The organism is Microcoleus sp. Pol17C6 (genome assembly GCF_036701145.1).
GTDB lineage: Bacteria > Cyanobacteriota > Cyanobacteriia > Cyanobacteriales > Microcoleaceae > Microcoleus.
On record NZ_JAUBQH010000018.1, the window covers coordinates 49,419 to 73,842 of the forward strand.

At 45.8% G+C, this 24,424-nt stretch carries 17 protein-coding genes, 1 tRNA gene and 2 pseudogenes; 10 read left to right on the plus strand and 10 right to left on the minus strand.

Translation table 11 applies throughout. The annotated features are described in order from the left end of the window. Positions 1-26 precede the first annotated feature (26 nt). On the minus strand, positions 27-911 hold the full coding sequence (locus QUA25_RS11510; RefSeq protein ID WP_333037728.1) for an inositol monophosphatase family protein: 885 nt from the start codon (positions 909-911) through the stop codon (positions 27-29). A gap of 222 nt (positions 912-1,133) precedes the next feature. Next, positions 1,134-2,202, minus strand: a pseudogene (locus QUA25_RS11515) (IS630 family transposase). 225 nt (positions 2,203-2,427) lie between these two features. Here QUA25_RS11515 and QUA25_RS11520 point away from each other — a divergent pair. Further along, positions 2,428-2,652: a glycosyltransferase gene (locus QUA25_RS11520; protein WP_333037730.1), complete on the plus strand. Its 225-nt coding sequence runs from the start codon at positions 2,428-2,430 to the stop codon at positions 2,650-2,652. Positions 2,653-2,939: 287 nt separating this feature from the next. Here the strand turns inward: QUA25_RS11520 and QUA25_RS11525 are convergent, their stop codons facing one another. The 6 genes and pseudogenes from QUA25_RS11525 to QUA25_RS11545 all read right to left on the minus strand — a co-directional run bounded on the left by QUA25_RS11525 (position 2,940) and on the right by QUA25_RS11545 (position 7,353). Continuing rightward, entirely contained in the window at positions 2,940-4,865 is a 1,926-nt protein-coding gene (locus QUA25_RS11525; protein WP_333037732.1) for an alpha-amylase family glycosyl hydrolase, read from the minus strand. Positions 4,866-5,248: 383 nt separating this feature from the next. Next, entirely contained in the window at positions 5,249-5,554 is a 306-nt protein-coding gene (locus QUA25_RS11530) for a hypothetical protein (RefSeq protein WP_333037734.1), read from the minus strand. Between the two features lie 42 nt (positions 5,555-5,596). Beyond that, a complete protein-coding gene (locus QUA25_RS11535; protein WP_333037737.1) occupies positions 5,597-5,767 on the minus strand; it encodes a hypothetical protein in 171 nt (56 codons plus the stop codon). Positions 5,768-5,778: 11 nt separating this feature from the next. Then, positions 5,779-6,642 carry an Npun_R2479 family HD domain-containing metalloprotein gene (locus tag QUA25_RS11540; protein ID WP_333037740.1) on the minus strand — a complete coding sequence of 288 codons (864 nt, stop codon included), beginning with the start codon at positions 6,640-6,642 and terminating at the stop codon, positions 5,779-5,781. 330 nt (positions 6,643-6,972) lie between these two features. Continuing rightward, positions 6,973-7,122, minus strand: a pseudogene (locus tag QUA25_RS29465) (Mo-dependent nitrogenase C-terminal domain-containing protein); the annotation flags it as partial. Between the two features lie 96 nt (positions 7,123-7,218). After that, complete coding sequence (locus QUA25_RS11545; RefSeq protein ID WP_333037743.1) at positions 7,219-7,353, minus strand: hypothetical protein; 135 nt, start codon at positions 7,351-7,353, stop codon at positions 7,219-7,221. A gap of 281 nt (positions 7,354-7,634) precedes the next feature. Here QUA25_RS11545 and QUA25_RS11550 point away from each other — a divergent pair, with 281 nt between their 5' ends. Continuing rightward, complete coding sequence (locus QUA25_RS11550; protein ID WP_333037746.1) at positions 7,635-8,450, plus strand: cobyrinic acid a,c-diamide synthase; 816 nt, start codon at positions 7,635-7,637, stop codon at positions 8,448-8,450. 156 nt (positions 8,451-8,606) lie between these two features. On the opposite strand, the gene QUA25_RS11555 is transcribed toward QUA25_RS11550, so the two are convergent. Further along, positions 8,607-9,650, minus strand: a complete 1,044-nt coding sequence (locus QUA25_RS11555; RefSeq protein ID WP_333037748.1) for an AI-2E family transporter — start codon at positions 9,648-9,650, stop codon at positions 8,607-8,609. A 419-nt stretch (positions 9,651-10,069) separates the two neighbouring features. On the opposite strand from QUA25_RS11555, the gene gshA reads away from it, so the two are divergent. From gshA to QUA25_RS11595, 8 genes are all read left to right on the plus strand, one after another. Next, complete coding sequence (gene gshA / locus QUA25_RS11560; RefSeq protein WP_333037750.1) at positions 10,070-11,221, plus strand: glutamate--cysteine ligase; 1,152 nt, start codon at positions 10,070-10,072, stop codon at positions 11,219-11,221. Positions 11,222-11,458: 237 nt separating this feature from the next. Then, entirely contained in the window at positions 11,459-11,920 is a 462-nt protein-coding gene (locus QUA25_RS11565; protein ID WP_333037752.1) for a tRNA (cytidine(34)-2'-O)-methyltransferase, read from the plus strand. Between the two features lie 582 nt (positions 11,921-12,502). Beyond that, a complete protein-coding gene (locus tag QUA25_RS11570; protein ID WP_333037753.1) occupies positions 12,503-14,977 on the plus strand; it encodes a peptidoglycan DD-metalloendopeptidase family protein in 2,475 nt (824 codons plus the stop codon). Positions 14,978-15,115: 138 nt separating this feature from the next. After that, a tRNA-Met gene (locus QUA25_RS11575) sits at positions 15,116-15,188 on the plus strand. A 125-nt stretch (positions 15,189-15,313) separates the two neighbouring features. Next, positions 15,314-15,913 (plus strand): peroxiredoxin, encoded by a 600-nt coding sequence (locus tag QUA25_RS11580; RefSeq protein ID WP_190663488.1) that lies wholly within the window; start codon positions 15,314-15,316, stop codon positions 15,911-15,913. A 112-nt stretch (positions 15,914-16,025) separates the two neighbouring features. Continuing rightward, a complete protein-coding gene (locus QUA25_RS11585; protein ID WP_333037756.1) occupies positions 16,026-16,565 on the plus strand; it encodes a redoxin domain-containing protein in 540 nt (179 codons plus the stop codon). Positions 16,566-16,779: 214 nt separating this feature from the next. After that, entirely contained in the window at positions 16,780-20,829 is a 4,050-nt protein-coding gene (locus tag QUA25_RS11590; protein WP_333037758.1) for a hypothetical protein, read from the plus strand. A gap of 123 nt (positions 20,830-20,952) precedes the next feature. Then, positions 20,953-21,516, plus strand: a complete 564-nt coding sequence (locus QUA25_RS11595) for a Uma2 family endonuclease (protein ID WP_333037759.1) — start codon at positions 20,953-20,955, stop codon at positions 21,514-21,516. A 180-nt stretch (positions 21,517-21,696) separates the two neighbouring features. Here the strand turns inward: QUA25_RS11595 and QUA25_RS11600 are convergent, their stop codons facing one another. Beyond that, the gene (locus QUA25_RS11600) at positions 21,697-24,165 is read right to left on the minus strand and encodes an ATP-dependent Clp protease ATP-binding subunit (protein WP_333037761.1); all 2,469 of its coding nucleotides are present in this window, start codon (positions 24,163-24,165) and stop codon (positions 21,697-21,699) included. Between the last annotated feature and the right edge of the window lie 259 nt (positions 24,166-24,424).

Consider the following 24,424-nt stretch of genomic DNA (forward strand, 5'->3'; position numbering starts at 1 on the left):
GGCAGATTCTTTAATCTTAAACGGGTTTACAAGCCGGCCACTGCCTGTTGAACTTTACCCAACAGAGGTTCTATGTATTCCGGCCAGCCGATCGCGATTGACTGTGTGTGGGCCAGAGTTTCCGGCTCGATCGCATCTTTAGTCCACCTCAGCGGTTGACCTTGCAAGTCGCAACAAACCAATCCGGCTGCTTTTGCTAGAGCCAGAGGGCCGGCGGTATCCCACACTTTAACTCTGCCGTTGAGATACAGGTACAAACCAGCTCTACCGAAGATAACTTCCATCACTTTTAAGCCAAAGCTGCCCAGCGAGTAAAATTCGGCTCCGGGGATGCTTTGGGCGATCGCCTGGGCGTAGTTTTTCTGGTCTTTGTCTCCGAGAACAATTTTACAATTTTGCGCTGTCGGAGCCGGGGGTGGGCACAGCGCGATCGGCTGCGGCGCTTGGGTTCCCACACTTTGGAACAATCCCCAATCTTTGCCGCCAAAATACATTTGGTCAAAAGCCGGGGCGTAGAGCCAGCCGGCCACCGGTTCCCCTTCCAGCAGCAGCCCCACCATCGAAGCGTAGTGCAGTTTTCCCCGAATAAATTCTTCAGTCCCGTCGAGGGGATCGATGCACCAGAGGCGCTGGTAATTAGCCCCGTAAGCTGCTCTGGAGGCGCTGTTTTCCTCGGTGATCCTACCGTCTTCAGGAAACAAAGCGCTAAATGCTGCCGATAGTTGTCGGTCTAGGTATTGATCGATACTCGTCACGTAGTCGTTGGGCCCTTTCTCGCAAACTTCAAAAGGTTGGGCTGCGAGCTTGTAAGCTTCTTGACCGCACTCGCGCAGGGTGTAGCGAATTTTTTGGTCTTGCTCTGGAGAAATATACATGAGGTTAAACATAAATGCTTTAGCTAACTTCAGCATAAAAGCTTAAGTCCTTGGAATCGATCGGCGCGAGTCACTGTTTTTGATTCGTACAGGATTTGCGCCCGGTTGTCCATAAACCCGGTTTCCTAAGCATGAGGGCCGTTGCTATACAAGCCCCAGACAGGAGTGGTGGAATTAAAAAAATTTAGACATGACGGAGCACCCCCAGATTCATCATGTGTAGAGTCAATCTAAAATCTAAAATCTAATACCATTTTTTCAAAGATGTGATAGAGATAAAGAATGTAAAATCCAAGACCATCCGGTGAGAAAACCAATGACACGTTCGGTGAAAGATGCCAAAATTTCCTTGACTTTTGTGCGGAGTTCGTCAAGATTACTAAACACCGACCAAGCTAAAAAATCTTTCAGATATTCCCACACTCTTTCTGTCGGATTTACTTCGGGACAAGCCGGAGGCTGAAATAGTAAAATAACATTGTCTGGTAATTCAGATGAGTCCAAATTATGAGCAGGTGCGTTATCAACTTGAATGATGTGTAATTGCTCAGGATATTGTAGTGACAAAAGTTGTAAATATGCTCCAAAACAAACTTTGTCTAAATGGGAAAACTCCCAAAAAAACTCTTTCCAGTAGCGATTGATACTGCCCCATACAGCCAAAAACACTCAAATTTCCATTGATGCTTCCCAATGGGCTTTACGCCTGAAAGCGTCAGCTTGCGCCGACGAATTGTATGTAGTCCTAGCCGAGTTTCATCACTACACCAATAAGTGACTTTTTTATATTTGTTTACTTGAGGTAAAGCTTTGTCTAGGAGAGCTTTTATCTGTTGATGCAAGTTATTTTTAAATTCATTAATTGCCGTAAATTTCTGAGAAACACTGCGAGGTCTGGGAATTTTTAATTTACTTTTTAATTCCCTCTAACTAAAGAATATACCGCCTGATAACTGCTAGCTATTCCTTTAATCAACCCGAGCCAAAGATGAACTTCTTTATAACTCTGAAATCCTTCGGGGTCCCTCAACTCTTGTTGCAAGGTCGCTGCTATTTCAACTGAGAACTTTTTTGGGCGACCAAAAACCTGCCGATGTTTTAACAAATTTTCCATACCACCCTCTTTATATTGAAAGAGCCAGCGATGAATTGTTGCCTCACTTTTACCTAAAACTGCCGATACTTCCCGCACAGTTTCTACTTGTTTTGACTGAAACAAATAAAGCATTTGAACTTTGTTATAAGCGAGAATTCTTTTTTGCTGTTTGAGTATTTCTCGCAAACTTTCTACAGATTCGGTAATCTTTATATGAGGACGACCAGACATTGTAATGCTCTCCTTTACTTTTTACACAAGTCTATCACATCTTTAAAAAAATGGTATAAAATGTAAAATCGACTGACTGACCGCACCACCACTTTCAATAGTTGAGGATAGAATTTTCTGAGGGTTAGATAATTTCTGCCAGCACCAAATAGCAGTTTGTTTGGTGGACTATAAATATGCTGCTGGAGTGCAGGTTTTACTGGAAGCAATGGCCGCCCGGTCGTCATGACTGGGACTCAAGGTAGGGTCGATTATTTAGCTGCCCCGGATCTTGCCAAACTTGTAAATGTGGGAGATGCAACAGGTTTGCGGGAGGCGATCGTCCATTTGCTAAAAAATCCTCAAGAAGCTGAATCTCAAGTGCAGCGCGGCTACGAAATGGTTGTGAACCAGCACAGCAGCGAACGTTATGTCGATGTTTTAGCCCAGAAGTGGCGATCATCGCTTTAATAAAACTGTAGGGTGCGCCTCGGCGCACCATAAATCACGTCTGCAGGATGCACAATGCACACCTTACTGACATAGATAAAAAGCCCAACTATTTATTACCTAAGTCATATTTAAAAAATCATCAATTATGAGTTGCAGTTCCTAATTAAATCTCATAGCAGTTACTTACCTAGTAAATAAACCGGGTTTGACAAAGATAATCGAAAGGCTTAAGGAAGTATTTTCGTTCATCAAACCCGGTTTCTGTGCCTAAAACGGTTTCACTCAAAACTCCGAAATCAAAACTATTAAGACTCCCGTCCACTCGCCCACTTATCCCGCCATTTCACAGTCCCTTCCGAAACTAAAACCCAGCGGCGACAAACCAGATTTTCTCGCAGCGGCGACAGTCCTTCCCGTAGCAGCGCATACTTATAAGAAATCAACTTCCCCGCACTTTCATTAAAAGGAATTTCCCCAAACCAAGTATTAGTATTGATATACTCTAAGGGGTAGCCCTTACTAATATCCCAATTCCCCAATTCAGGACAATCTCCAATCACCACAATTCTTTCCCCAGGCTGAGTTCTAACGCTGTTAAGCTGCGCCCGCACAATAGTTTTCGCCTTAACTCGCTCTCCGACGCGGCTAAAAATCATTACTTCCCGCGAACCCAACTCTAAGTTGTACAGCATTCCATCTTTAACTTCAAACTTACGGCGGGATAAAACCTCCGTATGCTCTCCATCAGGCAGCTCAGTATCCACCTCTTTAAGTGTCACAGAATTGCCCCGATTCATCGCTACAAACACCACGGAATCGCGATAGCGACGCACGTAACAATAAACATCAGCAGTTAGATATTTTTGCCACTGACTCCCCATCGAAATAGCTGGATTCAGCCGCCGCAAGCCCGACAGCAACCGCACATCTCGATAAATCGGCGAATCAGTATCCCACTTTTCCATCATCGGGCGGTTGTAGGGGTCGTTTCCCCCTTCGGTATCATCGTGAAGATACTGTTCGGTGCCGTAATAAATGCAAGGAATACCGCGAGTCGTCATAATTAAACCTATCGCCAACCGCAGCATTTCTGGATCGGGATTCAACGACTGAAACCTCGGCATATCGTGGTTGTCAATAAAAGTAATCAACTCCGTCGCCCCGTAGTAGCGGTGATCCAAATTCAGGACATCTTGGACTAACTTAAATCCCGCCTCCGCACCCTTTCCCAATACTTCTCGAATTGCCACGCACAGACCAAAATCTAAAATAGTCATCCCCGACTCGTTGACAAATTCCACAGAACGATCGTTTCTAGGGTCGCTGTAAATCCATTCGCCAAAAATGAAAACATCAGGTCTGTGTGTTAAAATGTCAGCATTAAATTCCTGCCAAAACCAAATAGGCATATGCTTGACTGTATCAACCCGCAAAGCATCAACGCCTCTGTCCAGCCATTGTTTAATTGCTGACTTAATGTAATTGCGGTATGCAATATTGTTTTCGTTGAAAGTTGCTAAACCCGAGAGTTCGCAGTTTTGGACTTGCCATTCATCTTCCCAGTTTGTGACTTCGCCGTAGTGGTGATACCAGTCATCTTCATCGTCGTTAAAGTCAGCTATTTTTACGCCGTCGTCGTAGAGTTCCCCTTTTTTACCACTAAAATCTGGGTTGCTGTGATTGCAGACAATATCGAGCACGAGTTTCATATTTCGCTGGTGCAACTCGTATACTAATTTGTCAAATACGGTATCTTTAGTTTCTTGTGTTTGGTTGATAGAAGGATTGTCGCCTGTGGCAATGAAGCGGGGATTTAGTCGCTTAAAATCTTTAGTCCAGTAGCCGTGAATTGCCGCTTGTTCGACAAATAATGCTTCAACTTGCTCGAACAGTGGAGTCAGCCAAACTGCGGTAACTCCCATATCTTTTAAGTAATCGAGTTTGTCGATAACTCCCTGCAAGTCGCCGCCCCAATATTTACCCCAATCTTTGCCTTCGGGATCGTAAAGTTCTGGGTTGGGGCCTTCGTTATTTGCGGGGTCGCCGTCGTAAAAGCGATCGACTACAATGAAATAAATTGTTTCTTGTCGGAATTCAATGTCTCTGGTGTAGAGAAATTCTAAATCGAGTTCGCTTTCTGGCTTAACTTCTTCTACCAGAGAGTCAATTTTTTCTTCTGGTTCGCTAACTTCGTATTGAGAGGAAGTTTGATTTGGAGTGACTGATGTCATGAGATGTATTTTTTTATATTGTAAGATTGGTCAGTTATTCGGAGCTACAGTCGGAGATAGCTTTCCCCTCTAACTGACTTTTAGAGCATCATACGGAATTTACTCGTTTAATGAAATCTTCCTTTAGAGAGAGGGCAGGCTCATCCTTGAGTATTAGGTGGATGAGAGTTAATATTTAGCGTAATTCTCAATCACAGAGGCAGAGCTTCAAAAACCAGTGCTACCAGGCTGAGCCTGTTAACGAGAAAAGGTGCACTCATTGTGTGATCGCACTTTTTCCCTTCCTTCTATTCCTCCCGCAAGTTTTGGATATCTTCAACGCTCAAACCAGTAGTTTGACTAATGGTTTGATTGTCAAGGACATTGAGAAGTTGCCTAGCAATTTATAGAGCCTTTTCTCTCATTCCTAGCGCGAGTCCTTGTTCTCTGCCTCCTGGGATGCCTTGTTCTCTGCCTTGTGCGATGCCTTTTTCAATTCCCTTGAGCAAGACACCCTGCTGATCGAGAATAAACATTTCGTGTTCTTCTAAATATGCCAACTCCTCTGGATTCAAATTAGTTTCATTGGCAATCGCAAAGGCTTGCTGTATTTCCGATACTGTTTCCATTGTTGACGGCACTATTTCCAAGCGGGGAGCATTTTTCTTAAAATAAATCAACTTATCAGTCAAAGTTTCTAACTCATCCAATTGTTTATTTTATTTGGGCAATTCGATAAATATCAGTTCAATCTATGGATCGACATAATCAAATAAACTGTTTTTATCAGTAAACACAAAATGAGAAATTACTTCTTGGTCATTGTCAAACATTTCAACATCAGTAATTGTCAAAGCAATTATAGGTTTTAACTTAAAGTAACCTTGACCGCGAATCAGTTGAAAAGAGCGATCGCCCGACATCCACCCCAACCCTAGCTAACTACAGCCACCGCAGACTCTGGAACCTGAGAATGCTCCACCCGAAAAACATTCGCGCTCAAATTAGCAACCACTTGTTTCCCCTGCTGCGTCAGTTCCAAATAGCCGATCGCATCCTTCACATACCGATAAACCACATTCCAATAAAACTTCGGATAACCATCCCGCAACTCCCCCGGATTCTGATAGCCCAAAACCAGATTTTGCCCAGTCTCCTCAAACTCGTAAAACAGCGCCGCAATCTTTTGCAAATATCGTGGATCACTCAACTGACCAATTAAATCAGCAGCCCGAACTAAACCCGGGTAATTTACAATATCTTGATAATCTTCATCAGCAGGAACTGGGAAACGAGTCAGCTCAATATTACGCTTAACCAGCTCAGCATCAATCAGTTTGTGACTGCCAAAACGCTCGTCAATAAACATTTTTCCGCGATCGACATGATAAGGCATCAAACTAGCATCCGTCGCCCCCGGAGGCAGCGTTAATTTCAGGTCGCCTATTCCCGTCGCATAGAGTCCTAAATCTGTTCTATCTTGTCGGCAGACACCTTTAACATACCCGATATCGTGACAGAGCAAAGCAATGTGGAAGTGCAGCCAATCTTCGCAGGAAACACCCCCTTCGCGGATGTGCTTCCCACCCAGAATTGCTTGTCCCACCAAGGTTACTAAAATAGTGTGTTCGACATTGTGGTAAAGAGCATCGCTATTAGCAATATTTTCTAAAGCCATACTCGCCACCCAAGCAATAATCTCACCATAGTCAGATTTAAACCCACCGTAAGTGTGGCGGTAGCCTTCAATCAGGCGATTGACAAAAGCCTTAATCAGCAGTTCAGTTGCGTTAAACATATTCACTTCCCTGAGCCCACGTAGATTATTAAATTATTTTTATAGTTATTGTTTTTGTTGCTACCGTTTGATGTTATTTTTGGCTTAAGCGCCACGATTGATACCCACTCCTATCGACAGGCATCCATTGATATTATCAACAATTATGGCTTAAATTATGGCTCTCGCAACTACCAGAGCGACAGACCCCATAAATAATTGATATCAATGGGCGATCGAGGTATGACACCCCTCAATCAGCAGTACAGGGTTACATCTTCGCCGCATACCTCAGTCGATTTTAGATGTTAGATTTACTCCACAGATAAATCTGGGAGTTGGAACTAGGAGCTAAAACTTGGGGTTGCTCACTACTCTTGTCGGAAACTTGTATCTGTTCTGGCTGACCCCACCCCAAAACGAGAGAGACCAACAGCTTAACCCAATTAATTCCTCATACACAGGATTAAGTTTGCACATAGGCAGTATATGGGAAAAATGGTGTCCCCATAACTAGATATCTCTCTCACAAGAACACCGGGCGAGTATAAGTTGGCACACCACTGAGTTACTGGCGGCTCTCCCCCAGCAGTGCTATCAAGTCACTGCCGCACTGCTTGCACGAGGCGATCGCAAAAAGTTAAGTTTTGGCACTGATTTTTCGGGAAAATACTTGTAGTCAAGTTCATGATTCATCTCAGTAATAATTACTAACAAAAACTTATGAGTCACTCGACTTAATCCTCAACGAAACCCACTGTTACTCCGGTGACGTGAATAAGTTTTATGGGTGACACTCACAGTCGCAAAATGTGATGCGAAGAGCTAGCATTTGTGATTTAAAACTAGCTAAAGTGTGAGACAGATCACGCCCTCTGTTGCATCCAGAATGTATATTTAGATAGATGGCAAGAAAATAAGACAGAATAAGTGGCAGCCCTCCCTCGCAGCTCCCCTCTCCCATCCTCTGCGATCTACTACTCTGTATACTTACTAATATAAGGTTTCAGGCAATGATTAAACAAAAACATAAATATGCCGACCTTGCTCAACTCCCCCACACAGATACCGTGCTGCAAAAACTCCCTGTAGAAGTTAAAGAATGGGCCCAAAGCTTGCCTTGGAACCAACGGCGCTATGTTTTGTCCCTCTGCTACATATTGTGTGCATCTACTCCCGACTTGCAAGCAGAATTTTTAGATAATTATACAGCCGACGGTTTAGTCTCAAAAATGTTTGAAGATGTAGATACTCTACACCGAGTCAAAGAGTATTTAATCAGATTTCGGGTCAAAAAACAATTAAACGAATCAGATTTAAGAAGCTACATCAAACAATTTTATATCCACTCAGCTCAACAATCGCGCCGAGAAACTGACCAATATTTAGAATCTGCACTCCGCTTCGTCTTGAGTACAGAAGAACGTAATAATGTTTTTAACTACATTTTGGGTTTTGAATTTATTAAAATTGTGTTTCAAATGAGCTGGTTGCAACACGAAAGATTAGCGAGACTGCAAAAAAATCAGTCGCAGTTTATTGAAACCTATATCAAGCCGATTCAACACGCACACAGAATTAATGGCATAATTCTCCCGAAAGATGAGAGAATCTTTTTTGCCAGACGCACCTATTACGTTCAACTACCTAACATTTCCTACAGAAGGCTAATTGAGTTAGTCATGGCAACTTTTACTACAGAAATGGTGAGTAATTGCGGATTTTCTATCAGTCGCCACTCTCAAGCTCTGCGTTTTGACTGCGATTACATTTATGATCCAGAACCAGAAGAAGAAAGATTTCCTACTGACTTGCAATTTATTCATTAAGTTGACGCAGTAAGGTGTACCCTAAGTTACTTTTTACTCTTTAATTTTAGTTGCGCTTTGGGAACAGGAGAGTTTTTGTATCATGGGACTGCGAGTCTGCAGGTTAAAACCGAATTTTTCAGCCGGATTTGATATAAAATAGGAGGGATGTATCAATTAACCTTCCGCTTGCATTTCTTCAATGTCAAACCAGCTAACTATCACTCCCGCTAGCGGAATTGCCAGAAATATACCTAAAAGTCCTGCTGATCTTGCTCCGACTAACAGTGCAAAAAATACCACTACCGGATTTAGGTTAAGGGAATTTTGCATCAGTCTCGGATGAATAAAGTTGTCTTGAATTTGCTGCAAAACAATGCAAGCTGCCAATACTTTTAAAGAGAGCCACACATTTTGAGACAATACAATAAAACAAACTAAGCTAATCCCCAGCGTCGCTCCGATCCCTGGAACTAAATCAAACAATCCGATCATAAAGGCTAAAATTAAGGGAAATTTCACATCTAACAGCAGAAAAATTAAAAAACTTCCTGTTGTCAAAAATAACATTAATAGGATTTGTGCCTGAAAAAATCCTAAAAAATTTTTCTCTATGGTTACACTTAAACGCCTATGCAGGTGTCGAGGTATAAATTTGAGAACTAACAGCCACAGCCTCTCTCCATCAAGTAACATGAAAGAAGCCACTACCATAATTAATATTAAATTCAATAAATTGGTTAAAAATACTTGTAAAAAAGCAATACTCGATACAACTCCAGCCAAAGCTTGATTTCGCAGTTGTTCCTCAATAACTCGCAGGTTAACTTGCAGGTTTCTCGCCCGCAGGAATGCTTCGATGCGCTCGGACAGAGGCGCTAAAGCATTCACAAATTCAGTCATGCTGTCAATTAATTGCTGTCCTTGAGATAAAAGAGTGACGCCTACGGTGACGGTGAGACCGCCAAAAACTAAAATGGTGAGCAGGACGACGAAGGCGACAGCTAAACTTCGCGGTAAAAATCTCTGGAGAGTTCGCACCGGATAGTTGAGCAAAAAAGCCACGAGTGCAGCAATAGTGAAAACCGCCACTGCTGTTTCAAAGTAAGTTAAAAGTTGCAGTCCAGCCCAACCAGAAGCAAATAAAAGCAAAAACCGGACTAAGGCTAAATTGCTTAGCATATTCCAAAAATTGGGAGGGGTTCTTTCTTGCTCTTTCACAGGGATTTTTAGGGGTTAAGATTATAGCTCAAAAATATTGCAGAGCCCTCTTTTAGAATCGCACCCCAGATATATCTGCGGCTATCCCCCTCAAGGCAGAAAACCGATGTCGAACTGAGGCAGGAGTAGGTTCTATTCAGCATAAGTTTGATCGTCACGAATGCCGAAGGAAACAGGCCCGCGATCGAACAAACAGCCTTTTTGACTTTAAAACCGCCTCGGAAACTTTTTGTGATGGCAGTATTTGTCGCGGCAGCCCGATCGCAACTAACACACAAACGCTCAAACTTGCTAGGGCCGAAAAACCCGGTTTCAGTGCCAGTCGCGAAAAATTTCAACTCTGCCTCGTGGAAGATAGTATGAACAGGTCAATTTTTGGGATACTAGAAACTAGCACTCAACTTAGCTGAGGAACAAACGTGCTGCTATCAAAAGGCTTTGAAGTAGAAATGTATACCGGCACTCCCGAGGGTGAGGTTGTCGGTCTCTCCGATCGCATAGTCGCCGATCTAGAGGGATTTGTCCGGGAGCCTGATAGCCGCAATGTGGAGTACACGACCGCCCCGCTGTGCAGCTACGATCGCCTGCTGTGCGCCTTAGTCAAGCCACGAGTTCGGCTGCGCGAGTATTTAAAACAATTGGGCGACTATACCTTGCTGCCGGGAAGTACCTTGTCTCTCGGAGGGAGCGATCGATTTTACAGATCCGATCCCAACAACCCCTACCACACCTACATCGAGCAAACCTACGGCACCAAAGTCGTCACCGCCAGCATTCACATCAACATCGGCATCTCCCAACCAGAAATGCTGATGCGCGCCATCCGCCTCGCCCGCGTAGAAGCACCCCTATACCTTGCCTTGAGCGCCTCTTCCCCCTTCCTCGACGGCGAAGTCACGGGCTATCATTCCACTCGGTGGGGTTTGTTTCCCAAAACTCCCGCCATCGTCCCCCTGTTTGAAAGTCACAAGCATTACATTCAGTGGACTGAAGAACAGCTAGAACTCGGCACCATGCAAAACGTCCGCCATTTGTGGTCTGCCGTGCGACCAAATGGCGATCGTCGCCCCTACTGTCTCAACCGCCTCGAACTGAGAATTTGCGACCTCGAAGTCAATCCTCTGGCTTTGTTGGCCATCACTGCCTTACTAGAAGCTCGCATTTGGCAGATGATGGAAGACCCCAGCTTAGACCCCTTAGAACTCAGCACCTTACCGGCGGCCACCCGCAACCAAGACTTAGTTGCTCTCACAGACGCCAACGAAATTGCTGCATCCCGGCAAAGTTTGGATGCTCCACTAACCCACTGGCAAGACGGCAGGACTATTCTGGCACGAGATTGGATTGAGGAAATTTACCGCGAAGTGTGGCCTATCGCCAAAAAACGCGGCTTTAGTTGCTTTCTCTCGCCACTCAAAAAGATTCTACGGGAAGGCAACACGGCCCAGCAGTGGTTGAAGCTACACGAGGGCGGTTCGGACACCCGCAGTATTATTCTGCAAGGGATTCAGGGGATGGCTCACCAAGAATGGGAGCTAGAAGACAACTTGTGCGCCCAGTTAGTTGCCTGAAGTACCCGCCGTTATTATAACGGGGGCTTTCACTAGCCCCCTGGCTATGCGTACTCAGCCAATACAAATAGCCCGCACTTCCCGGTCAAAAGTTGCAGAGCGACTCCCAAAAACAAATCAGAATATTTAATCAATGGAGTTCGACAAAGGTTATAAATAAAAGCTATAAGGTATATCTACCTGTGGGTGGTTTTATAAATTTCCCAATAGCTGTATTGTTCGCTTTTAATTAGCTTCATGCCTCAACTTGTCTTGATTCACCCGCAAATCCCCCCAAATACTGGCAATATCGCCCGCACTTGCGCTGCCACAGGCACAGAACTGCATTTAGTGGGCCCGCTGGGGTTTGAAATTAGCGATCGCTACCTGAAACGGGCAGGCTTAGATTACTGGCCCTACGTCAACCTCCACTGCCACGAAGACTTAGCGGCTTTTCAGGCCTATCGGGAGCAGCGCGGGGGACGATCGATCGGATTCAGCACTGGCGGGCGATGCAATTACGCGCAATTCCAATTTCAGCCCAACGACTGGCTGATGTTTGGCTCGGAAACTGTAGGCATTCCCCAATTCGTCTTGGATGCCTGCGACGCCACACTTTTTATTCCGATGAGCCAGCCTGGAGTCAGGAGTTTGAACCTCTCCGTCAGCGCCACTGTGGGTTTATTTGAGGCTAAACGACAGTTGGGAGAGCTGGGATAAATCATTATCAACACATAAATATATAGATATTTAATAGCTGGCGGAGGCTGCCAAATCTCCATTTAAGTATAAGAAATTTGTATCAAAGGGGTGAAAATCTAGATAGCCGACATTAATATATTTTATTCATTCAAAAACAGATTGTTATCAGCAACACCAAATTACTCCCAAGATGATTCAGCAACAAAAACAGAGGATTTTAGCGATTTAGGGCGTGAGCGAGTACCAGCTTGGGTCTGAACACTATATCTAGTAAATATACGGTTGTAGGTTGTCCGGAAATTAGCCTAAAGTCTGATAATAGGTGAGAGTTCAGAGCCTTACCGGAACGAAGATTTTATGTATTCGTTCCAGCTATTGCGGTGTAAGGCTTGTGGGGTTAATTGCAGCAGGTTTGACCGAGAATTTTAAAATTTATGACGGTTTGAGCTTGTCTAAATTAAAAAAGCAAGGTAATCTGGCCTAAGCATGATAGCTGTCAACAATCAGAATATTTTTGCTTGTTGATTTAAACTCAGCGTCATGCGATCCCCTTGAGTGTTTCCAAGGACAGTTAGCGCTTCTCAGTAGGAGGTCGTTTTTTTGAAACGAACATATCCCCAAATTAAGCCTGTTCAGGCTAGTGAAATCGACAGAGATGGTTCTGCGGAACCATCCAAACAGACAACGCTCAGCACAGGCAGAGTTCGCTCTCTCGCCACAATCGGGCTGGCAATATCGGTAGGTGCTTCTGGCATCCTGCTACCGAGAAATGGAGACAGCGCTCGCGCGTCTGAACTCGCACCGACATCAGAATCCACCGCTGAAGTACAGCCAGTATCGGCCAACGGGTCCGCTACGTCCGCACAAGTTGACGGTTCCAAGGCCCAACAGCCCGGAACACCTTCTGAGCCGGCGACGGTTAAGGTGCAGGAGGGGCAAAGCCTTTGGGAGCTTTCTCGGGATTATGAAGTTGAACCGTTGGTACTAGCAACTGCCAACGACATCCAACCCGACACCATACTCCAAGTTGGCCAACAGCTCAGAATTCCGACTGCGACGGAAGCCACACCACAACAGAACGCCGGCTATAGCACATCGGCTTCGCTAGAGCGCGCAGCGACGGTCAATCCCGAACAAGAGTTAAATCTGACTGGCTCCGAGCCATTGGATAGTGCAGCCATGACAGCGCTGCCATCAACTGCAGCGACCCCGCTGGTTACGACGGTACCGGAACAAAGTTCGATCGAGATCCCGAATGCAGACGGGGCGATCGACAGTTTGAAAAAACAGGAAAACCGCACCACAGAATCGGGTCGAACTATGTTCGGGTCGGAGGGGGGAGCAACTTTATCTACACCTGCGGCATTTTTGCCCGAGTCAGCACCGACGCTGACCTCCCCCGGATATGCAACTGGGACAACTATTCCTGACCTCGATGCCACACCTGTAATTCCCAATTCCGGGGGAGGTCAAGCAGCATCGCCCGATCGAGCATTCGAGTCAATTGAAGAGTCTTTGGCAACACCCAGTTTGCCCTCGGCTGTGGTAGTCCCCCCTGCGGGAAGTACCGCCACGCCGGCTGAGGTTCTCTACAGCGTGCGTCCGGGAGATACCCTAGATGCGATCGCCAAAGGTCACGGCGTATCGCCCAAAGATCTGATCTCCGTCAACAAGCTCGGCAACCCCAACTTGCTGAATGTCAATCAACGCCTCAAAATTCCCCAAGTTGGATTTAAAAATCCAGGGGTGGAGGTGGCAGCATCTTATTCTGCCTCCAACTCTACATCTGTCTGGGCAGCGAGTTCGGTTCCCGCATCTTTGAACCCCAGCTCGTCTACCTCGGAAATAGCAGGTGCTGGCGTTGCAGCACCCGCGCCCAAAGTGCCTGTTGTATCTCCCCTGGAGAACCTGGAAGGTCTGAACAATATTTCAGCGCCGATGGTTCCCCAAATTAACAGCATTCCGCTCACTCAAGTTTCCCAAACGATTCGCGATCCAGGGAAGCTGGCTCTTCAAGGCGAACCAACATTTACAGGTGCAGTTGACACCAGTGCCCTGCCTGGGCCAGCCAGTGCAACTGCTACCGCCATCGCTACGGGAGAATACCCGCAGCCGCTCAGCTTCGTGGCAAATACTAGCGCTCAGGGTTCAAATGCCGATCCAACTAGCGCTTTACCAGAGTCGAATTCGGAGGCTCTCCCTACCCCAGAAGCTCTCAACCCTTATTCCGAACGATTGAGGGCAGAAGTTGTCCGGCTGCGAGAGGAATATCGTGCCTCGCGCAATTCGATCGGCCCCAATGCGGTGTCCCTGGCTCCAAATGACGGGTCCTCGGTCAACCCGTCTGAGGATATGCCAAGTGTCAATCCATATCTTTACACCCCCGACTATACTGAGGCGGTGCAGAATGAAATCAGCAGACCGCCATCGAGAGCGTGGTCTGAACAGGTTCAGAAGCAGCAGCAAGAGCGTTTAGACCCCGCTCGCGCAGCGGAACTGCAACCGATCAACCTGACGCCGACCTCTGCTGGGCAGCAGCCTGTGGTAGCAACTGCTCCTTTGGGAGCCGACGGTTACGATCCCCTAAGCAACCCGTCTTTGGGACGCATGGTTTCTCCAGAACTGCCTCCGCTTTCTAGCCCTGATACCTATCTGCCTAACGGCAAACAACAGTCGGCTAAGGGGTTTATTTGGCCGTCTAAGGGCGTTCTTACTTCGGGCTACGGCTGGCGGTGGGGACGGATGCACAAAGGAATTGATATTGCAGGGCCGATCGGCACGCCAATTGTGGCAGCATCAGACGGGGTGGTTACCTATGCTCAGTGGAACGACGGCGGCTACGGGTATCTGGTGGAAATTACGCATCCTGACGGCACTGAGACTGTCTATGCCCACAACAGCAGAATTTTGGTGCAAAAGGGTCAGAGAGTCGCTCAAGGGGAACAGATTTCAGAAATGGGCAGCACTGGCTTCAGTACCGGGCCGCACTTGCACTTTGAAATTCATCCCGCCGGACAGGGTGCTATCAACCCCATGGCTTTACTGCCCGACGATGCGTCCAGCGCTTCTCGGTAACGACTGGTCGGAAGTTATGGGTTTTGAATGATTACCAAAACTCATAACTTTTACGGTCAACTATTAGAAATACTGTTGTTTTAAAGCAAGACATAGCTAGCCCTACCGTGCTACGATAGTAAATCGTGAAGTAGATTTGGCTCAGTGGCGCAGTGGTTAGCGCAGGGGACTCATAAGCCCAAGGTCGCAGGTTCAAATCCCGCCTGAGCCATTATTTAATCAAAAAAACTGCGCTCTCAAATTTGAGAGCGTTTTTTTTGATTGAGCGAGAAGATACTTGTAGTCGTTATGAGTATGATATATTTGTAACAGTTCGTAAAAAAGGAAACAAAATCTATGACCAGTGAATGCCTCCGGGTTGGTCAAGCTGCACCCGATTTCGCAGCCACAGCCGTAGTGGATCAGGAATTCAAGACTGTTAAACTGTCAGACTATAAAGGCAAAAAGTATGTAGTCCTGTTCTTCTACCCCTTGGACTTCACCTTTGTGTGCCCGACTGAGATTACAGCATTTAGCGATCGCTTCGAGGACTTCAAGAAAATCGATACCGAAATCCTCGGCGTATCCGTTGACAGCGAATTCTCCCACCTCGCTTGGATACAAACAGACCGCAAATCAGGCGGTGTCGGCGACCTCAACTATCCCTTAGTTGCTGACCTCAAAAAAACAATTAGTTCAGACTACAACGTCCTCGACCCAGAAGCAGGCGTTGCCCTCAGAGGTCTGTTCATCATCGACAAAGAAGGCATCATCCAACACTCTACTATCAACAATCTTGCCTTCGGCCGCAACGTGGACGAAACTCTCCGCACTCTGCAAGCTATCCAACACGTCCAGTCTCACCCCGATGAAGTTTGTCCCGCCGGCTGGCAGCCCGGTGACAAGACTATGACTCCCGATCCAGTCAAGTCTAAGGTATTCTTTGCTGCGGTTTAAGCACATTATATTTGTACGGACACGGCGCTGCCGTGTCCGTACCCGCAGAGGCATTTATTTAACCGGATTTTTAATTACCAATTAGCAATTAGCAATTACCCAATTAGGAAATATGCTGACTTCTACTAATTTTAGCGGCTTGTTAAATGAGCGGTTTTTCCAAAATTTATTGCCTGTTCCGGCGAGTAATGTTCTGAAGCTGGGACAGATGACGCCCGACTTTGAATTGCCGGATATTAATAATGGCAAATTGGTGCGGCTGTCGAATTATCGGGGCGATAAGCCGGTAGTTCTGGCTTTTACGCGGATTTTTACTGAAAAGCAATATTGCCCTTTCTGTTTTCCTCACATTAAAGCTTTGAATGAAAACTGGGAAAAATTTGCCGATCGCAATATAGAATTATTGATGGTTGCCAGTACCGACGATCGCCAAAGCCAAATTGTGGTTAGAGATTTAGGCTTGAAAATGCCTCTGCTTTCTGATCCAGGCTGTCAAGTTTTTCGGGCTTATCAAGTCGGTCAGGCTTTAGGTGCTCCTTTGCCGGCTCAGTTTGTTTTGGGTGCAGATGGAAAACTCATCTTCAAACATTTGTTTTCTTTCATAGACCACAATGCTAGTGTGGACACTTTGTTGAAATATGTCGATCAGTAAGGAAACCGCTGCTGTGTCCTAATTTGGAGTTTTTCACCGCTGATGGACGCTCGTTTACGCCCATCAGCGGGATTTTTGCACCGTTTGACACTGGCTGCGACAGATCTTTAGTTATAAATACTTATTGTGCCAATTGCGATGGCGGAATGTTGCCATGTTGGCTCGACATTAATCTAGGCTATAGCTTGAAGGTACTTAGTACAAGTTTAAGCCAATGTCGTCTCCCAAAGATCGATCGAGCAAAATTGAATTGAGCGTCTTAGCGTCGCATCCTGAGTTGTTGACAGGTTTAGATGCGTGGCTGCGGCTAGGTTTACTTTCGCCCGCTGAGGTTGAGGAATTGTGCGGGCAGTATTTAGTCTGCCCACTCAGAGATCCCGCTGTAGACCTTTCTGAAATTGAGAACCCGCCAGCTCCTATTGCCGAGCCAAAAGTACCTGCCTTATCAACGCCTCAAGCATTACCTAGCAGCAGAGAAAGCGTTGCTAGACCCACAGAAACTACTCAAACCCCTAATTTTATAGCTCAAATTTTGCACTCGCTAATGGCAGAAATTAGCGTGGTGTGGCTGTTGTTTTTAGGAGTGTTCATGGTAGTTGTCTCCTCTGGAGTCTTAGCTGCCAGTCAGTGGGAAAGATTTCCTGCAGCCGGACAATATGGAGTTTTATTAGCTTATACTTTAACCTTTTGGGCGATTAGCAGTTGGGCAAACAGACAGCATAATTTGCACTTGACTGCTCAAACTTTGCAAGAAGTGACCCTGTTGCTAGTGCCGATCAATTTTTGGGCAATGGATACTTTTGGATTGTGGCGGTATCCTTGGGATTGGGCGGTAGCAATCGCAGCGGCACTTATTTTGACTTGGATAACTGCCCGGATTATAAAAGATCAATATCAAAGCTTTTCAGGAAAAAACATCACTCGCTCGATCGCCCTAAATCACTTGGGATTGAGTTATTTGCACTGGGGGTGGGCAGTGGCCGGCTTTTCCCTGGCTGCGGTTTATGTGGGTACAGTGGGAACTGCTGCTACTACAGTTTATCAAGTTCAGCAACAACGATTGCAATCTATCCAACGTGGGGGAAATACTGAAACATTCCCCGCTGCTTTCAGTTTAAGCCGAGATTTTTTGACTTACAAAAAAGCTGCTTTAGTAGCTTATTCATTAGGAATTTTACTGGGTAGAGCGATATTTGTCAAGGATGTAAATATCGCTGAAATGGGTTTAGCTTTGGCGATTTGTGGCGTGCTTTTAGCATGGCTAGATTGGCAGCAACCCCTGCCATCTGGGACTATTGAAAACAATATATCCGACCAGCCAAATCCCAGCAATTTTTTTAAATGGCAATTAGCGGGAATGGGTTTGTTGGGTTTGGGATGGCTGGTTTGTTTTCGCGACATTCCGCTACAGGCGATCGCCGTTAGCGGATTGGCTGTTTGGTTTTTTTATAACCGTTTAGTGCGGTTTTGGCAAGAGTTTGATTTGCTAATGCTGGAGGCGGTGGGACTTCAGAGTATTTGGCTGTTTTGGCGAGTGCTTCCTTTAGGGATTAGAACACAAGTTGTGGCATTTTTAGCTCAGCTTACAAACTCTCAGGAAACTCCTTGGGCTTTTTGGGGTGTTCTGCTGTTGCCTTATTTAATTTTAATGGTAAGTGCAGCGCAGTGGCTCTACCGCAAGCGAAAGTTTCAACTTGCCAGTTTTGGCGAAAACCTTGCTCTGGGTTTGGGGAGTGCTTTAACTATTATTAGTTTTGTCAATCCGTTTTGGCGATCGCTCAATTTATTAGTCTCTGCTTTAATTTTAGGTTGGATCACTTGGAAATACCTAATTCCCGATAATTCCCGGCGAGTTTCCATGCCGACTTTTGCGGCTGAACAACCGGGAAATCCGGCAATTTTGCTTCCCATAACTCACATTATTGGTTTAGGCGCGATCGCTTCGGCAATTGACTTATTTTTTCCCAACCAGCCACCCAATATTTGGTCTGCAATATTATTGATTTTTATGGCGGCTGAGTGGGTATTTTTTGTCTGGATGAAAGCGGCGAATTTTCGAGAAAATTCTGGGTTTTTCCGCTGGCATCCTGCATGGTTCCAAAGTTCCTGGTATCTAGGCTTAGTATTAGCAGGATTTAGCTTTGTCTTGTTGCAAAATTATTTGATTGCGGGTACTGCAACTTATCGCCCTCAGTGGAGTTTGCTATGGCTGGCGACTCCTTTGGCTTTGACTGCTGTTGCTAAATATACTGAGGTACCTCACAAACGAGTTGCCAGTACCTTTAGTGCGATCGCCCTAATATTTGCACAATTTCTAATTTTTACTTTTCCGGGATATCGGTTAATTGGTTTTGGTTTGGCTGCCGGATTAATGTTGGTCAATACTTACTATTTAGTAGAGCTACCAGCGGCTGTGATTGGAGTGGGGTTTGGCTTGAGTTTCGTAGCTGCCGCGATCGCTCGATTAGGTTTTGTGTCGGGTTGGGATTGGGGAATTGCCGGGGCGATCGCTCTTTTGTGTATGTGGTTGGTTCGCAGCATGATTGTTCGTTTTTCCAGGGGTCTACCTGAGCCTTCTCAATTAGCTGAAATTTACGATCGAGCTTTAGATGGATGGGCAATCTTACTGGCAGGCTTGCTGTTAACAACTATTACTTTTTATTCCTATGAACTCTACGCAGACAGTACCTTGAGTTTTCCACCATCTGCTGAAGTTTTGGCTGCTATTTTGGTGATAATGGCTGCGATTATTTTCCGAAGTTTACGTCAACTTTCCCCTCTGGCAATTTATGCTCTGGCTTGGAGTTTGGAGTTGTTGACAGCAGTGGGTTTGAGTTTTGTCGATCGCACTACGATTAATTTAGCAGTTGCTAATATCGCTCTGGGATTGTTTACTCAATTATTGGGTGATGTGTGGCGGCGCCGCCACCCCGATCCAACAATTTTACCTAGCATTGATTTTATACCTTTGGTATATGGGGTATTGGGTTTAACTTTTCGATCGCACACTTTGACGAATTGGACTGGTTTAACTGTGTTGGGTGCGTCTTTAATTGCGATCGGCATTGGTAGGCGGGAACCAGAATTCAAACCTTTGGTTTATTTAGGATTAATTGGCGTGTCCCTTGCTGCTTACGAATCGCTACTCTATCAACTTTTTCAAACACCAGGAGGAGCTTTTGGCGACGGCTTAATTGTCCTGGCCACTCTCGGCACAACTTTAACATATATTTATCGCATTTTATCTCCTTGGCTCAGCAATTATTTACATTTAACTAATGCAGAGTTAAAAATATTTGCTCACCTGCATTGGGTTTTGAGCAGTTTGCTGCTGATTTGGGCTTCGGCCGATGATATTAAGTCCGGCCTAAGTTTAGGATTAGTTACTGGTGGTTTATTAGTTCAATATGCTTTCTTGCAAGGGCGAAATAATCTCGATCGCCAATGGGCAGAAATTTGGATTTACTTAGGTTGGCTAGAAGCCTTTGGCATCCGGCTTTACTGGATCAATACACCTTTAGTTAAGTATATTTCCGGGCCGCTGGGGCCTTGGAAAGTTGCCTTCGCTTCCCTATTAGCCTATTTCATTTACATTTTGCCTTGGGACAACTGGGGTTGGTCAAAAAAACCTTGGCAGGTAATTGCTTCGGTGATTCCAATAATTACTATTTTGGAAAGTCCGTATAAGTTTTATCCGATTAGCTTGCTGATAGCTGCCGCCTTCTATGTTTTCCTAGCTTGGGAAAGGCAGGAAGTCCGTTTTACCTATGTGAGTGCGGCGATAATTGACTGGATAATGCTGCGGTGGTTCTGGCAAATAGGATTGACTCAGGCAGAGTTTTATGTTACTCCTTTAGCACTTTATTTACTTTACATTATTCAGTTCGATCGCACTCTCAAATTACCAGCACAAAAACCGCTGCGCCACACTCTGCGAATGCTCGCAACTGCGCTGATTTGCGGGATGCCTCTTTTGACTCAGCAAAGCCACGGTTTAGTTGCAGGAGCTTTTAGTTTAGTGGCGATTGCAGCCGGTTTGGCGCTGCGAGTTCGGGCGTTTTTGTTTGTGGGAACGGCTGTATTTTTAATCAATGTTTTCTATCAATTGGTGGTTCTGATTTTCGATTATCCGCTGATTAAATGGGCGATTGGTTTGGCTTTTGGGATTGTGTTTATCTGGATTGCTGCTACTTTTGAAACTCGGCGCGATCGCATTTCTGCTTTTGTGCAGCATTGGGTTGGGCAATTGCAATCCTGGGATTAGATTCATCGATTGTAAGGCGGGCAATGCCTGCCCTACTGAACCACTACTCTTCGATGTAGAATAATCACATTATTAAAGCTGCGGTCGCCTGTGACAAAAACTCGAATATTCCCGGACTAACCAATGAGTACCACTCAGTTAATCAAGCGGTTATTTACAGTCAAAGAATATCATCATATGATTGAAGCTGGCATCTTGACCAAAGATGATAAAGTTGAATTAATTCGAGGAGAAATTGTTCAAATTGCCGCCGTCGGTAGAAGGCATACATCTCATGTCAAGCGTCTGACAGAGTTATTCTATACTCGCTTATTATCGAGAGTAACCATTGGAGTTCAAGATCCGGTAGAATTGGACGATCACTCCGAACCTGAACCGGATATTTCCTTGCTGCGACGGCGCGATGATTTTTACGAATCGGGACATCCTCAGTCTGATGATATTTTACTCATTGTGGAAGTAGCGGATGCAACCGCTGAAACTGACAGAAATATCAAAATTCCTCTTTATGCCGAAGACAATATTGTAGAAGTTTGGCTGGTAGATATTAACGAGCAATGTGTAGTAGTTTATCGCGAACCTTCTCCCTCGGGATACCAAAATATTCAAAGATTCCAGCGAGGTCAGACTTTATCGATCCTAGCTTTTCCCGATATAGAAATTTCTGTAGATAATGTGTTGGGATAAAAGAGCCAAAACTCATACGATTTTAGATTTTAGATTTTAGAATTGGGAATGACTTATTATATAAGGATTTGGAGCTTGCCTAAAGTTGCTTTTTGTAAACTGGTTTCATTTAATTAAAAACCCGGTTTCTCAAAGAAACCGGGTTTTTAATCAACAGTGTTTATCCGTCTGTAGAGCGCATTAATGGCTCAATGCGAATTCGGGCAATTTCGGCTCAGATGAACCATCGGGCACTACTTTAACCTGACCGTTTTCATCCACATCAACGATCGCCTTTTGGCCATCTTTCAGCTTCCCAGACAGCATTTCCTCAGCCAGTACATCTTCCAACAACCGCATGATTGCGCGGCGTAAAGGTCGAGCACCGTAGCTGGGATTGTAGCCTTCTGTAACTAACAAGTCCTTGAACCGTTCCGTCACCGACAAAGTAATACCCTGTTCGGTTAAGCGGCTGAAGACTTGCTGCAACATAATGTCCGCAATCTGCTTGACTTCTTCCCTGTTCAACTGGCGGAAGACGATAATCTCATCCAAGCGGTTGATAAATTCGGGACGGAAAAACTGTTTCAGTTCTTCGTTTACCAAGCTGCGAACGCGGTTGTACTGACCGTCTGCGGCACTTTCAGCAAACTCGAAACCGAGACCGCCACCGCCTTTTTCAATCACTCGCGAACCGATGTTTGAGGTCATGATCAGCAGTGTATTCTTAAAGTCTACTGTCCGACCTTTAGCATCCGTCAAGCGGCCGTCTTCCAAGATTTGCAGCATCATGTTGAAGACATCCGGGTGAGCTTTTTCGATTTCGTCGAACAAGATGACCGTGTAAGGACGACGCCGGACTGCTTCTGTTAGTTGGCCACCTTCGTCGTAGCCGACGTAACCGGGAGGCGAACCGATGAGTTTAGAAACCGTGTGGCGTTCCATGAATTCGGACATATCTAACCGAATCATGGCTTCTTCGGAACCGAAGAAATAAGTTGCCAATGCTTTTGTAAGTTCCGTTTTGCCGACGCCTGTGGGGCCGGAAAAGATGAAACTGGCGATCGGGCGATTGGGATTTTTCAAGCCTACCCGCGCGCGACGGATAGCCCTAGAAACTGCGCTGACAGCTTCTTCTTGACCGATCAAGCGCTGGTGCAAAGTATCTTCCATGTGCAGCAGCAATTCCGATTCGGATTCTGTCAGCTTGCTGACCGGTACTCCCGTCCAATTAGCCACGATGTGGGCGATGTCTTCTTCGGTAACGATGGGAGAAGTTTTGAGTTGGCTTTTGTTGATCGTAGCTTCGGCGATTTCGGCTTCAATTTCTAATTCGCGATCGCGCAATTTTCCAGCTTTGTCGAAGTCTTGCTCGCGCACTGCTGCATCTTTTTCTTTTGTTACTGCAGGCAGTTGCTTTTTGAGCTCTTTAACTTCGGGCGGGGTTTGTGAATTCATCACGCGGACACGGGAACCTGCTTCGTCAATTAAGTCGATCGCCTTGTCTGGCAAAAACCGATCGTTAATGTATCTGTCTGACAGTGTAGCCGCTGCTTCTAAAGCTGCGTCGGAAATTGTCAGTCTGTGATGCTGTTCGTAAGCCGATCGCAACCCGTACAATATTTCTATTGTTTCAGCCACGCTCGGTTCGCCGACTTTGATCGGTTGGAAGCGGCGTTCTAAGGCAGCGTCGCGCTCGATGTGCTTGCGATATTCGTCCAAGGTAGTGGCGCCGACACACTGCAATTCGCCTCTAGCAAGGGCGGGTTTGAGCATATTGGAGGCGTCCATGCTGCCTTGAATTGCGCCTGCACCGACTAAGGTGTGAATTTCATCAATTACCAGAATGATGTTGCCTGCAGCGCGAATTTCGGCCATGATTTTCGTCAGCCGTTCTTCAAATTCGCCTCGGAACTTTGTACCAGCAATCAGCGAACCCATATCGAGGCTAATTACTTGTTTGTCTTCTAAAATTTCCGGGACGTTTCTATTAACAATCCGCTGGGCTAGGCCTTCGGCGAGGGCTGTTTTGCCGACCCCTGGTTCGCCTACTAATACTGGATTGTTCTTTGTGCGGCGGCCGAGCACTTGGATCACGCGCTCGATTTCATTTTCGCGGCCCACTACGGGGTCGAGTTTACCTGCTGCGGCTAACTTGGTCAGGTTTGTGCCAAATTCTTCTAAAGTCGGGATTTTGCGATCGCCGCTATCTCCCCTACCTCCGGGTACTGCCGCGACTTCTCCCACGGCACGAATTACCTGCGTGCGGACTCTCTGGCGATCGATCCCCAAGTTTTGCAGCACCTTCGCCGCCACCCCTTCATCGTCCTGAATCAGCCCCAGCAGGATGTGCTCGGTGCCGATGTAATTGTGGCCTAACTGCCGCGCTTCGTTCAGCGCCGTCTCAAAAATGCGCTTGACGCGGGGTGTAAAAGGAATTTCTGGCGGGAGGAACCCGGAACCTCTACCGATGATATTTTCGATTTCATTGCGCGCCTCTTTCAAGTTGAGGCCCATATCCAGTAATACTTTTGCAGCGATGCCAGTGCCTTCGCCGACGAGACCCAGAAGAATTTGCTCGGTGCCTACAAAATTGTGACCGAGGCGTCGCGCTTCCTCTTGGGCTAGCATGATTGCTTTAATGGCTTGTTCTGTAAAGCGTTCAAACATATTTTTTCTATCCTACTGTCTGGGCGAGGGCTGTATCGCTGCTGGTGAGGAGCGATTTGGAACACTACACAAATTATAGATGTAAATTTTTGTGTATTTCCTTCTCTAACAATGTATCTTGCTAAAGGGGTAGGGACAGTGGGGAGACCCGAATAGTAGGGGTGTGGTTGCCGTCCGCTGTCGATCGGATATTAATTGAGAATAATAGTAGCAAAATGGCTTGATTGCCTGAATACTATCATTTTATGTATAAATTATA